Here is a 13,120-nt window from a genome sequence, read left to right on the forward strand (position 1 = left end):
CGCTCTACGGGCGCGCCGGCTTAGCACAGTGGTAGTGCAGCGGTTTTGTAAACCGAAGGTCGGGGGTTCAAATCCCTCAGCCGGCACCGCCCGCTTCGTCAGCCAACATCGCCAGCAATGCGAAGCTCGCCAGCCAATGTTCGCCCATATAATCGCCGGCGACATGCGGCATGGCGGCCGCCATATGCTCCTCGGCCGAGCCATAAGCGATCCCGGCTTCGCGCTCCGGCAGCAGCGGCGCGATCGATCGCCAGCACCAGGCGCGGCTGAGGCTGAGCCCGTCCAGATGGGCAATCTTGCCGTCGCTCCGGTCGCTGACCGTCGGCGGCGTGAAAAGGGTTGCAGGCTGCAGGTCGGCCATGCGCGGCAGGAAGGCCGCGAACCAGGTCGCGAACTGCTCCGGCGACAGTGCGCGCGACATGCACATGGCTTCGATGAGGGCAGACGACAGGAACTCGTCGCCGCCTGGCTCCCATGCCTGGCAATCTCGGTCGTCCCGGTATTTCTCCGCTGCCCAGGTTCGGATCGCCTTGGCGAGCGGCGCATCGAACCGGTCGGCCCATTCGAGTGCCAGGATCAGTGCGAATGCGGTGTTGAAGTGAGTGCCGACCCGAATTGGGTAAGTCAGCTTGGCGAGATAGATGTGGAACCGTTCGGCGAACGCACGGGCAAGCGGTTCGAGCTCGGCAGCCCACAATTTGTCTTCATGCCGCGACGCTTCGAGATGGAGGTAGAGCAGCCAGCCCCAGCCATAGGGCCGCTCGAACCCTGCGGAGGTTGGCCGGTCGAGATAGGCTCGCTCCGTTGCAACCTTGGTTGGCGTGAAGCTCGCGTCCGCCAGCTCGGCGATGGCCTGCGCTTCCGCATTGCCCGGACATAGCCGCCGCAGCGTCAGCAGGGTCCACCAGCCATGGACACAGCTGTGCCAGTCAAAACTGCCGAAGAAGATCGGATGGAAAGTCCTCGGCGGGCGGGCATCCTCATCACCCTGCAGCACATGATCCATCTTGTACGGATATGGCCTTGTGACATGGCCAAGCGCGATCCGCGCAAACTGGGACGCAATAGTTTCGTTGAGCCTCATCAGAATGCCAGCCAGTAAATGAGAAGGATGTTTACGATCAGCAGCGGCAGCGCGGTCGCGACCTGTGCGCGGATCACGCCATACTGGTCCTTCAGCTCAAGCAGCGCCGCCGGGACCAGGTTGAAGTTGGCGGCCATGGGCGTCATCAAGGTCCCGCAGAAGCCGGCCAGCATGCCGATCGCGCCGACCACCGCCGGATCGCCGCCATAGCCCTGGATCAGCAACGGGACGCCGATCGCCGCGGCCATGACCGGGAACGCGGCGAAGGCATTGCCCATCACCATGGTGAAGATGGCCATGCCGAGCCCGAAAACCGCGACGGTGAGGAAGACACTTCCTTCCGGGATCACCATTCGGGTCAGCGATCCAATCGCATCGCCAATGCCCGCAGCGGCAAACAGCACGCCGAGCGAAGCCAGCATCTGCGGCAGGACAGCCGCCCAGCCGATCGCGTCGATCAGCCGTCGGCCTTCCTGAAGCGGCGCAACCGCCGGCGGGCGAAGCCACGCGAAAATCGCCGCCAGTGCAAGCAGCACGCCGAGGCCGAGAAAGACAAAGGTTTCCCGCTTGGCCTCGATCCAGCCGAACGATCCGAGCGGCGTGTAGTTATAGGCGAGCGTACCGACTAGCGCTGTTACCGGAATGATCAGGGCTGGAAGGAACAGCTTGTTGCCTAGCCTGTCGGACCAGGTTTGCCGTTCTGCTTCGCCGGTCGTCGGCGGATGGCTGCGCCCGATGAAACCGAAGCCGGCAAGGCCGGCGAGGCCAAGGACCAGCAGTCCGTTGCCAAAGTCGCCGATCATGTCTCCGCCAAGCAGGCTCAGCGCCATCAGCCCCCAGAAGGCGGCATTGCCGAAGCGCTTGCTGTGGGAGCGGTCGAATCCCGACAGCAGCGCGAAAGCGGCGAACATCGCGCCCGCAAGGACATAGAGCCATTGAAGCGTGATCACTTCGACCGCCCCCCTTCGTCATTCCCGCGAAAGCGGGAACCTGGGCTTGCTTTTGCTGGGTCCCCGCTTCCGCGAGGGTGACGATTCAGGGAGCGATCCAACAGCAAGAGTCTCGCACCATGTATCAGGAAGGCGCAAATGGCCGTCGGGATCGCCCACAGTGCCAGGTGAAGCGGCGCCAGTGTATAGCCATAGGTCGAGAGGATTTGCTGGATCAGGACGATCGAGCCGATCGCGAAGAAGATATCCTCGCCAAAGAAGAGGCCGACATTGTCCGTCGCGGCCGAATAGGCCTTCACCTTCTCCGCCTCTTCTTCCGTCAGATCGCCATGCTGTTTCTCCGCTGCCGCAAGCGCCATGGGCGCGACCAGCGGGCGGACGGTCTGCGGGTGGCCGGCGGTCGAATGGAGGCCGATGGCCGCGGTGATCTGGCGATAAAGAAGATAGAGGATCAGCAGCCGCCCGGTGGTTGCCGTTCTCAAGCCACGGATGACTGCAGCCGCCCGCTGCTGGAGCCCGAAGCGCTCGAGCAGTCCGATGACCGGAAGCACGATCCAGACGATGGCGATGATGCGGTTGTCGTTGAATGCCTTGCCAAAGGTCGAAATAACCTCGTGCCAGTCCATTCCCGCGATCAGCCCGGTGATGATCGCCGAGACGGTCACGACCAGCATCGGATTGAATTTCAGCGCGAAGCCGATGACGACCAGCGCGATGCCGATCAGCGGCCAATAGTTGATCATTCGCCCTCCGTCCCCTCATTCGTCATCCCGGACTTGATCCGGGATCCATCTTCCTTTTCGGGACCTTCAAGAAAAAGTGGATTCCCGCTTTCGCGGGAATGACGAGAAGGGCACCCGAAGCCACCTCCGCCCGGCGTCTCGATAATGAAGTGATCGCCGACACCGACTTCCGCAAAGTCAGTCGCGGTCAGTTGTTCGACTGAACCATTGGCCCGCTCCACCCAATTGCGGCCGGGCGACGCATCGCCGCCCCCGTTCAGGCCGCGCGGCGGAATCCGCCGGCGATTGGCGAGCATGTTGGCGCGCATCGGCTCCAGGAAGGTCACGCGCCGTACAACGCCGTCGCCGCCACGATGGGTGCCCGCGCCTCCTGATCCGTGACGGATGGAAAACTCCTCCAGCCGGACCGGCAGCCGACTTTCCAAAATCTCGGGATCGGTAAGACGGCTGTTGGTCATGTGCGTCTGCACTGCGCTGGTCCCGTCATGGTCGGGGCCCGCGCCGGAACCGCCAGCGATGGTCTCATAATATTGGTGCCGCTCGTTTCCGAAGGTGAAGTTGTTCATCGTGCCCTGGCTAGGCGCGAGACGGCCTGTGGCCGCGAACAGCGTATCGGTCACCACCTGGCTGGTTTCGACATTCCCCGCGACCACCGCCGCGGGATGGTGCGGGTTCAGCATCGATCCTTCCGGAACGACCAGTTCGATCGGCCGAAGGCATCCGTCGTTCATCGGGATTGCGTCGTCGATCAACGTGCGGACCACATAAAGCGAAGCCGCGCGAACGATAGAATAGGGCGCGTTGAAATTGTCGGGCTGCTGCTCGCTGGTGCCCCTGAAATCGAAGGTCGCCGAGCGAGCCGCCTTGTCGATTGAAATTCGGACCGCGATCCTCGCACCATTGTCCATTTCATAGGTGAATTCGCCATCTTCGAGCCGGTCGAGCAGCCGCCGGACCGACTCTTCGGCATTGGCGAGGACATGGTCCATATAGGCCGCGACAACCCCAGGTCCGTAGTCCCGGGCGGTCTGCACGAGCGTCTCGGCACCGCGGACGCATGCCGCAAGCTGGGCCCGGAGGTCGGAGAGGTTGCGGTCGGGATTGCGCGCCGGATGTACGCCGCTGGCGAGCAGCTCGCGCATCTCGGTTTCACGGAAATGCCCCTCATCGACGAGCAGGAAATTGTCGATGAGAACGCCCTCGTCCTCGATCGACCGGCTGTCCGGCGGCATCGAGCCGGGTGCGATCCCACCGATGTCGGCATGATGGCCGCGCGCCGCGACGAAGGCGGAAGGTTCGGCCTCATGGCCATAGAACACCGGTACGATGACCGTGATGTCGGGAAGATGGGTTCCACCGCGATAGGGATCGTTCAGGACGTAGGCATCGCCGTGGCGAATGCCGCGCCCATCGCGTGAATTGCCGCGACTGTCGATGATGGTTCGGATGCTCTCGCCCATGGATCCGAGATGCACCGGAATATGCGGCGCGTTGGCGATCAGGGCTCCGGTTGCATCGAAAATGGCGCAGCTGAAATCGAGCCGTTCCTTGATGTTGACGGAAGTTGCCGTGGACTGGAGCGCAACGCCCATTTCCTCGGCGATGGCCATGAACAGGTTGTTGAAGATCTCAAGCCGGACCGGATCGACTTCCGTCCCCACCGCATGAGCGCGCTCCAGCGGCACGGTACGCGTCAGGATCAGCGTCCCGTCCCCTGCCCGCTCCGCCCGCCAATCCGGTTCGACGACGATGGTCGAGGAGGCATCGAAGATCAGGGCGGGACCCTCGATAGGCTGCGCCACCGCATCGCCGGTCGACGGCAAATCGGCCGGCGCAGTTGTCGAAGAGGCGATCGCATCGACCGTCAATGTGTCGAGGATTGGCTCGGCTTCGTCGATGTAGCCGAAGCGCTTGCGGTGCAGCGCTTCGAATTCGGCCCGCATTCCATCGGCCGAAGCCAGATCGACGGAGATCGTCGTGTCGCTGCCAGGCGTGCGCAGCTTGGCGCGATGTTCGAAGCGGATCTGATCTGGGTCGAAGCCTTGGTCGAGGAGGTCGGCCCTGGCCGCAGCTTCGAGGGCGCTGACTCCCGCTGAGAAATCTTCGCCAAGCGGCTTCAGCCAACTCGCCTCGCGAACCGCCTTGACGTCGGCGAGGCCGATCCCGTGAGCCGAAAGAACACCCGCCAAGGGGTGGACGAGGATCCGTTCCATCCCCAGCGCATCGGCAACGCGGCACGCAAGCTGGCCTCCGGCACCGCCGAAGCAGGCCAGCGTGTACCGTGTCACGTCATGGCCACGCGCGATTGAGATCTTGCGGATCGCCGCCGCCATATTGTCCACCGCAATGTGGAGGAATCCCTCGGCGATTTCCTCTAGGCTCTTGGCCCCACCCAGAGCGTCGGCCACTTCCTGCAGCCGAAGCCGCGATGCTTCGGGATCGAGCGGTCGATCGCCGCCCGAGCCGAACACGGAGGGGAAATTCTCCGGGCTGATCCGGCTGAGGAACAGGTTGCAATCGGTAACCGTCAGCGGCCCGCCCGCGCGATAGCAAGCCGGACCTGGTCGTGCGCCGGCGGATTCCGGGCCAACGCGAAAACGCATCCCGTCGAACCGGCAGATCGAGCCTCCACCTGCTGCAATGGTGTGGATCTGCATCATCGGCGCGCGGATACGCACGCCCGCGATCAGATTTTCGTCGCCCAGCTCGTAGCGACCGGCGTAATGGGACACGTCGGTCGAAGTGCCGCCCATGTCGAACCCGATCAGCCGTTCGTTTCCGTGCGGCGCGCTGGTGGCGACCATCCCGACCACGCCGCCGGCAGGTCCCGATAGGATGGCGTCCTTGCCGCGAAACGCGCGCGCCTCGGTTAGGCCGCCGTTGGACTGCATGAACTGTAGGCGCGCACCCTCGCCCAACCCCGCCGCGACCTTGTCGACGTAGCGCCGCAGGATCGGCGAGAGATAGGCATCGACGACGGTCGTGTCGCCTCGCCCGACCAGCTTGATCAGCGGCGCCACCTCATGGCTGACCGAGACCTGGGTAAAGCCGAGTTCCCGGGCGATTTCAGCTAGCCGTCGTTCATGCGCCGAGAAGCGCCAGCCGTGCATCAGCACAATCGCCAGTGCGTCATAACCTTTTGCCCGAAGGACCTGAAAGTCGGCACGAGCGCGATCCTCGTCGAGTGCCCGGATTACGGAGCCGTCAGCGCCTATCCGCTCCTCGAGCTCGACCACATCCTCGTACAGCATGGATGGCAGGACGATATGCCGCGCGAAGATTTCGGGCCGGGCTTGGTAGCCGATGCGCAACGCGTCGCGGAACCCTTGGGTGATCGCCAGCGCCAAACGATCGCCCTTGCGCTCGAGCAGCGCATTAGTCGCAACCGTCGTGCCCATTCGGACATCGCCAAGCGTTCCGTCGCTGTCCGTGAGGATGCGCCGAATCCCTTCGAGGGCGGCGTCTTCATATTGGCCGGGATTTTCGGACAGCAGCTTCTCAACCCGGACTCGTCCGTCAGATGCGGTGGCAACGATATCGGTAAAGGTTCCGCCGCGATCGATCGCGAAATTCCAGGTCAGGGTCACCTCCTCATGGAAGCAGAAGGTAGAGACCGGCTCAATCAAGCTTTTACGAAAATTTTTCCGCGGGTCGTGGAACCCCATCGGGCCTCGACCGTTTTTATCTCGTGGTTCAGCGATGAACCATGGAACCCCGGCAACTTCGGTTGCCGGGGTTTACTGCGTCTAGAGGGTGCCAGCGTCCATTTCGCTGAGGCTCATCCGCCGCGACCGGTCGGCCAGCGGATATTTGTTTCCGTTGGCGCAGTTGAACAGGACGGCCCGCTCGTCCTTTCCGACAAGGCCGCGATCAAGCGCCTGCCGCCACGCGCCGAGCACCGCGCCGCCTTCGGGACAGAGCAGCATCCCATCGAGCCGGGCCGCGTCGTCGACCGCTTCCATAATTGCCTCTTCGTCCACGGAAATGGCCGCACCGCCGCTCTCGCGAACCGCGCGAAGGATCAGGAAGTCGCCGACCGCCTTCGGCACACGGATGCCCGTGGCCATGGTCGCGGCGCCTTCCCAGCGCTCGGCAAATTCATCGCCCTGCTCCCAGGCGCGTACCATCGGCGCGCAGCCCGACGCCTGGACCGCGATCATTCGCGGGCGCTTGGAGCCGATCAGGCCGATTTTCTCGAGCTCATCGAAGCCTTTCCACATGCCGATAAGGCCTGTGCCGCCACCGGTCGGGTAGAAGATGACGTCGGGCAGTTCCCAGCCGAGCTGCTCGGCCAGTTCAAGGCCCATGACCTTCTTGCCTTCAAGCCGATACGGCTCCTTCAGGGTCGAGCAGTCGAACCAGCGGCCCTGGGCAGCGCCCTCCCCGACAATGCGTCCACATTCGTCGATCTGGCCGTCGGCGACGATGACTTCAGCGCCGTAGGCGGCGGTCTCGCGGATATTGATGTCGGGCGTCTCGGCCGGGCAGATCACCAGCGAGCTCATCCCCGCCCGTGCCGCATAGGCGGCCAGCGCCGCGCCGGCATTGCCATTGGTCGGAAGCGCGATGCGCTCCACGCCGAAACGCTTGGCCATGCTGACCGCGGCAGCCATGCCGCGCGCCTTGAACGAACCCGTCGGCAGGCGTCCTTCGTCCTTGACGATCGGCGGTCGTACGCCGTGACGCAATCCGATGCCGTCAAGCGGGATGAGAGGGGTTTCGGGCTCGCCGAGGCTGACCGGCTCGGCGCCTTCGGGCAGCGGAAGCAGTTCGCGCCATTTCCACATTCCGGCGGGGCGAGAAGCGAGCTCTTCGCGCGTCAGTCGCGAGGCGACCGCTTCGAGATCATAGCGCGCCAGCAGGGGCTTCCCCGCCTTCGACAGGTTCTGGATTCGGTCGGATTCATATCGCTCGCCGGTCAGCGAGCATTCGAGATGGGTCATGAACATGGGCGCAGTGCCTAGCGGCGTTGGGCGCCTGGCGCGAGGGTTTCGACCAACGGCCGCAAGCATACGATGAATGAGTGATACGCGTTTGCGATATTATATCATCCCGTTTAGAAACTAATCCACTTCGAGTCTCTCTACAGGTTTTGTTTGATGCGCCTTGTTTCGCTGCTTGCCCTTTCCGTTGCCCTCGCTCCCACCCCTGCACTCGCCCAGATGGCGCCAGCCGATGCGGGCGCTTCTGCCGAGGCGGACAGCGGCGCTGCCACGGCGATCGATGCAGGCACAGACGCAACTGCCACCGCCGAAGAAGATGAGCATCACGATCACCACGACGACATTGTCGTCACCGGAGTTCGGCGGAAGGCGGGCGACGTGCTCGGCGGCCTGTCGGTCCTCGACAGCGAGGAGCTTGCCAAGGAACTTCGCCCCAGCCTCGGCGAAACGCTTGCGCGGCAGCCGGGCGTTTCCGCCACCAGCTTCGGACCTGCCGCGTCGCGGCCCATCCTTCGTGGCCTGTCGGGCGATCGCATCCGCGTCCTGACCGACGGTATCGGCAGCTTCGACGTATCCGCGTCGAGCCCCGACCATGCGGTTGCGATCAACCCACTGACCGCGGAGCGGATCGAGGTGCTGCGCGGTCCGTCGGCGCTGGTCTATGGCTCGTCGGCAATCGGAGGCGTGGTCAATGTCATCGACCGGCGGATTCCCCGATCCGAGCCCGAGGATGGATACGACATCAACGGCCTCGTTGAATATGGATCGGCGGCCGAGGAGCGTAACGCGAACCTGTCCGTCGATGGCGAGGTCGCACCCCATTTCGTCGTTCATGCCGATGGCAATTGGTCGAAGAGCGACGATTTGCGGACTGGCGGTCACTTGCTCACCAAGGAGCTGCGTGAGGAAGCGGCCGCCAGCCCGTTCCCAGAAATCCAGGAGCTCGCCGACCTCAAGGGCGAGCTACCGAATACCGCCGCTAAGAGCTGGGAACTGGCCGGTGGTCTCGCCTATGTCGATGGGCCGCTCAACGTCGGCGTATCCGTTACTCGCCACGACGCGCTTTACGGCGTGCCGATCCGCTTCTCTCTCGACCCTGATATCGAGGCCGAGGCGCCGACGATCGACGTCAAGCAGACCCGCTACGACGCGCGCGCGGAAATCCCTCTGTCGGGCTTCTTCAGCGCTGTTCACCTGCGCGGCGGCTACGCCGAGTATCGCCACAACGAGATTGAGGACACGGGCGATGTCGCATCGACCTTCCGCACGTCGGGCGGCGAAGGCCGGGCAGAGCTGGTCCAGACCGAGCAGGACGGCTGGAGCGGCACCAGCGGCGTGCAATATTTCAAGCGCAAGGTCGGCATCGACGGCGAGGAGAAATTCCTGCCCGACTCAAGGCAGAGCCAGGCCGGACTGTTCACCATGCAGTCGCTGGTGCGCGGGCCGCTTCGCCTGGAAGGCGGCGTACGTGTTGAATTCAGCAAGCTGGATGCCGACGCGGACACGGACCTCGGGACGCCTGAACTCAGCAGCGATTTCACGACCTTTTCCGGCTCGCTCGGCGCGGCCTATGACCTGTCGCCGGAATGGCGTGCCGGCCTGACGCTGTCACGCAGTGCCCGGGCGCCTTCCATCGACGAGCTGTTCGCCAATGGTCCTCACGCCGGAACCCAGGCATTCGAGATTGGCGAACCTGACCTCGACCCGGAAAAAAGCATCGGCGTCGAAGCCAGCATCCGCCGGCACAAGGGCCCGGTCACGGTGACTGCGACTGCCTATTACAACCACTTCTCCAATTTCATCTTCCAGGCCGCGACCGGAGAAATCGAAGACGACCTGCCGGTCTATCAATATCGCCAGGGCAAGGCGGAATATTATGGCTTCGAGCTCGAGACCAATGCCGAGCTTGGGCATGCGCTGGGCATCCACTGGGACGGCGATCTCATCGCCGATTATGTCCATGCCAATGTCGACGATTTCGGTCCGGCGCCGCAGATCCCGCCGTTCCGCCTGCTAGGTGGCATCAGCGCGAACGGGGGTCCGGTCGAGGGACGGCTGGAAGTCGAACATGCCTTCCGCCAGAACCGCAACGCACCGCTGGAGACCGAAACCGACGGCTACACGCTGGTCAATGCGTCGGTCGACTGGCATCCGTTCGACGATCGGCCGGGCATCATGCTGGGCATCACCGCCAACAATGTGTTCGACGTCGTCGCGCGGCGCCATTCCAGCCTGCTGAAGGACTATGCGCCGCTTGCCGGCCGCGACATCCGACTGAACGCCCGCTTCGCCTTCTAGGGACGGGAGGCAGCCGCCCCATTGCGGCTGGCTTCAGCTTTGGGCAGTAAGTCCACCATGACGTTCCATGGCGCGCCCGAACTGCGTCCTCAGTCGACCGGCCAATCATGGGATTGATCGGCCCGGACATCCGTCGGAAATTCGATGACGCGCTTGGAAGCGGCGACATGTTCGCCCTGTTCGAACGGACGCGCCAGGCGATCGAGGAATATCCTGACGATCCGGACGTCCGGTTCCTGCAGGCGCTGGCCATGGCGAGGCTTGGCGATCCAAATGCCGCGCTGCGCATCTACGAACGTAATCGCGTCGAGGAAATAGGAACCGAGGACGCCGTTTCCCTGAAAGGCCGGCTGTTGAAGGACCTCGCGGTCCGGGCCGAGGGAGCAGAACAGATCCGGTTGTTCCGCGAATCCAGCGAAGCCTATCACCAGGCCAACGAGCTTTCGCACGGCTATTTTTCCGGCATCAACGCCGCGACTACGTCGTTCCTGGCAGGCGATCGGGATTCGGCCCGGGAGCTGGCAATTGCGATTGGCGAGCGACCGGACGTCGCCAATCCTGACAATTTCTTCGCCGCCGCATCGGGCGCGGAGGCGATGCTTGTTCGTGGCGAGGTAGAAGAGGCGACAGAATTATACGCCGCGGCACGGCGCCGGCCCGATGCTTCGCCCGGCTATATCGCATCGACTGCGCGGCAGGTGCAGCTCATCGCCAGGCATCTCGAAATGTCCGATGATGAGCGCGAGCGGTTGCTTGCGGCCATCCGCCCCTCGCCCATCATCCATTTTTGCGGCCACATGTTCCGTGCCGGCTGGGACCAGGAAAAGGAAGTCGCCGAGGCCGTCGAGGCAATTCTCGACGAGACCGGAGCAATGATTGCTTATGGCCCACTCGCCTGCGGGGCGGACATCGTCATTGCAGAAGCAATCCTGGCGCGCGGCGGAGAGCTGCACGCCGTGATGCCCTTCGCGGAAGAAGATTTCCTGAGGACCTCGGTGCGTCTAGGCGGTCCGCAATGGGAAGAGCGATATGTTCGCGCGCGGGACGCGGCGTCATCGGTTACCTTCGCGACGCAGATCCAGCATGTCGATGACGACGAGCTGTTCGCCTATTGCTCGAAGCTGGTGATGGGCCTTGCTCGCCTGCGCGCCGAGATCATGCAGACCGAGGCATTCCAGCTGGCGGTATGGGACGGAAAGGCGCCGAACGGCGTTGCCGGGACCGCGGCCGATTGCGCAGAATGGGCCCGGCAGGGCGGCAAGACCTATACGATCCCAATCCCCAAGGAACGCCCGCAACTGGACTTCGTCGCCATGAGCGACCCGGCCGACCGGCCCCGATGGGCACTACGGTCAATGCTCTTCGCGGATTTCGCCGGTTTTTCGCGTTTGGACGAGGATCTTCTCGCCCAGTTCCTGGGTGTCGTCATGGGGCGGATCGCAAAGGTCCTCGACCGCCATTCGGACGCGGTCCTGTACCGCAACAGTTGGGGCGATGCCGTCTATGTTGTCCTCTCAACGCCCGAAGAGGCGGCCAAGATCGCCCTGGAAATCCAGTCGGAACTCAACCCCAAGCTGCTTGTGGAAATCGGTCTGCCGGCAGAAGACGGAATGCGGATCAGCCTGCACCACGGCCCGATCTTCGAACATTTCGACGCCGTGCAGAGTGCGCGGACCTTCTATGGCACAGAAGTGACCGTAGCGGCGCGCATCGAACCCCGCGTCCCGGTCGGCGCCATCTTCACCACCCAACCCTTTGCGGCGATGATCGAGTCCGACCGGAACAACTATAGTTTCGAATATGTGGGCGCGATGGACCTGGCCAAGAATTACGGCGTCCGCATCCTTTACAGGCTGGTCAGCGGTGGCTGAAAAGTCCCACTTTGGTGCACAATGTGCTGTTCCAGCACGCCGGTGCGGGGTAGTTTAGCCTCGACTTTCGACGCTGGTTAACCGACTATAAACCCCACAAAATCGAGTCGGATTAAACGGCGCGTCGTAGGGAGAGCGAGCGGCCGGATTTTTTGGTGCCCGTTATTCCGGGTCGATGGAAAGAAGCTTCGTTCGGGGGAATTGCGTGTCAGGACATGACATCTTTATCTCTTACTGCCGTGAAGAGCGGCCGGTCGCGCGCCGGTTCGCGGAATGCTTCGCGGAAGAAGGATTCAGCGTCTGGTGGGACGCCCAGCTGCATTCGGGCGAGACCTTCGACGAAGTAATCGAACGGGAATTGCGGGCAGCCAAGGCCGTCGTCGTACTCTGGTCGCCGCGCTCGGTCGCATCGCGCTGGGTGCGCGCTGAGGCGACGCTTGCCGACCGCGACAATAAGCTGGTCCCGATCATCATCGAACCTTGCAACCGGCCGATCATCTTCGAGCTGACCCACGCCGCCGAACTGGCCGAATGGGCGGGCGATACGTCGGAAGCCAATTATCAGACCCTGATCCGCGATTTGCGGCGCATGGTCGGCAAGACCACGGACGCGCAGGCCGCGGCCACTGCAGCAGCAGCGCCGAAGGCGGAGCCTGAGCCCGAACCTGCGCCAGAACCAACGCCGCCGGCAGCCGAGGAAAAGGTCAATCTGGTTGATCCAGCAGAGCTGATGCGGTCGCTCGGGCGGCTCAGCAAGGCCCAGGAATCCGAGCTTGCGCAGCCCACGCCGCAGGAGGCGGAGGCAGCGGAGTTCTACAAGCGGTCCGAAGAGTTTCGGGCGCAGGAGGGCGACAAGGTCCACTGCCTCGAACGGCTCGCCGGCGGCGATGTGGAATCGAGTTTCGTCGTGACGGCGGCGGGCCTTAGCATCGGCCGTTCTGCTCCTTCCGACATCATCGTAGGGGGGATTGGCGTTTCACGGGCGCATTGCCTCGTCGAGCTTGTTGCCGACCAGCTGCGCGTTTCCGATCTCAATTCGACCAACGGCACCTTCATCGACGACAAGCGCGTCGATCGCAGCGCATTGCTCGAAGTCGGATCGGTTCTTCGCATCGGCAACGTGCTGTTCAAGCACGAAGTCCGCGCGCGCGGTGACATCCAGGCCGGCAATGATCCGGCCGGTTACGGTTTCGACGCCGGCGCACGCGAAATCCGCGCCGCGAGATAGCCG

The 13,120-nt window shown here is 63.5% G+C and carries 8 protein-coding genes and 1 tRNA gene; 4 read left to right on the forward strand and 5 right to left on the reverse strand.

The genetic code is table 11. The annotated features are described in order from the left end of the window. Nucleotides 1-14 precede the first annotated feature (14 nt). Nucleotides 15-86, forward strand: a tRNA-Thr gene (locus LZ496_RS05930). Here LZ496_RS05930 and LZ496_RS05935 read toward each other — a convergent pair. The 5 genes from LZ496_RS05935 to LZ496_RS05955 all read right to left on the reverse strand — a co-directional run bounded on the left by LZ496_RS05935 (nucleotide 77) and on the right by LZ496_RS05955 (nucleotide 7,726). Next, entirely contained in the window at nucleotides 77-1,087 is a 1,011-nt protein-coding gene (locus LZ496_RS05935; RefSeq protein ID WP_436286460.1) for a DUF2891 domain-containing protein, read from the reverse strand. The two genes, LZ496_RS05930 and LZ496_RS05935, sit on opposite strands and share 10 nt — an antisense overlap. Beyond that, nucleotides 1,084-2,034 (reverse strand): DUF979 domain-containing protein, encoded by a 951-nt coding sequence (locus LZ496_RS05940; protein ID WP_249903665.1) that lies wholly within the window; start codon nucleotides 2,032-2,034, stop codon nucleotides 1,084-1,086. Before LZ496_RS05940 ends, LZ496_RS05935 begins: the two co-directional genes overlap by 4 nt. Beyond that, nucleotides 2,031-2,777, reverse strand: a complete 747-nt coding sequence (locus LZ496_RS05945) for a DUF969 domain-containing protein (protein WP_249903666.1) — start codon at nucleotides 2,775-2,777, stop codon at nucleotides 2,031-2,033. Before LZ496_RS05945 ends, LZ496_RS05940 begins: the two co-directional genes overlap by 4 nt. After that, nucleotides 2,774-6,358, reverse strand: coding sequence for a hydantoinase B/oxoprolinase family protein (locus LZ496_RS05950; protein WP_283937969.1), 3,585 nt, complete (start codon nucleotides 6,356-6,358; stop codon nucleotides 2,774-2,776). Before LZ496_RS05950 ends, LZ496_RS05945 begins: the two co-directional genes overlap by 4 nt. 165 nt (nucleotides 6,359-6,523) lie before the next feature. After that, the gene (locus tag LZ496_RS05955; protein ID WP_249903668.1) at nucleotides 6,524-7,726 is read right to left on the reverse strand and encodes a threonine synthase; all 1,203 of its coding nucleotides are present in this window, start codon (nucleotides 7,724-7,726) and stop codon (nucleotides 6,524-6,526) included. A gap of 150 nt (nucleotides 7,727-7,876) precedes the next feature. Between LZ496_RS05955 and LZ496_RS05960 the strand changes: the two genes are divergently transcribed. From LZ496_RS05960 to LZ496_RS05970, 3 genes are all read left to right on the forward strand, one after another. After that, nucleotides 7,877-10,018 (forward strand): TonB-dependent receptor, encoded by a 2,142-nt coding sequence (locus tag LZ496_RS05960; protein WP_249903669.1) that lies wholly within the window; start codon nucleotides 7,877-7,879, stop codon nucleotides 10,016-10,018. A 107-nt stretch (nucleotides 10,019-10,125) separates the two neighbouring features. Then, nucleotides 10,126-11,889: a tetratricopeptide repeat-containing protein gene (locus tag LZ496_RS05965; protein ID WP_249903670.1), complete on the forward strand. Its 1,764-nt coding sequence runs from the start codon at nucleotides 10,126-10,128 to the stop codon at nucleotides 11,887-11,889. A gap of 205 nt (nucleotides 11,890-12,094) precedes the next feature. Next, nucleotides 12,095-13,117 (forward strand): TIR domain-containing protein, encoded by a 1,023-nt coding sequence (locus tag LZ496_RS05970; protein WP_249903671.1) that lies wholly within the window; start codon nucleotides 12,095-12,097, stop codon nucleotides 13,115-13,117. The last annotated feature ends 3 nt before the right edge of the window (nucleotides 13,118-13,120 follow it).

It is taken from the genome of Sphingomonas caseinilytica, from assembly GCF_023516455.1.
GTDB lineage: Bacteria > Pseudomonadota > Alphaproteobacteria > Sphingomonadales > Sphingomonadaceae > Sphingomicrobium > Sphingomicrobium caseinilyticum.

Excerpts from the sequence above, each read along its gene's own strand:
- LZ496_RS05945 (WP_249903666.1), bottom strand. The coding sequence starts at position 2,777 with ATGATCAACTATTGGCCGCTGATCGGCATCGCGCTGGTCGTCATCGGC.
- LZ496_RS05960 (WP_249903669.1), top strand. The coding sequence starts at position 7,877 with ATGCGCCTTGTTTCGCTGCTTGCCCTTTCCGTTGCCCTCGCTCCCACC.
- LZ496_RS05965 (WP_249903670.1), top strand. The coding sequence starts at position 10,126 with ATGGGATTGATCGGCCCGGACATCCGTCGGAAATTCGATGACGCGCTT.
- LZ496_RS05955 (WP_249903668.1), bottom strand. The coding sequence starts at position 7,726 with ATGTTCATGACCCATCTCGAATGCTCGCTGACCGGCGAGCGATATGAA.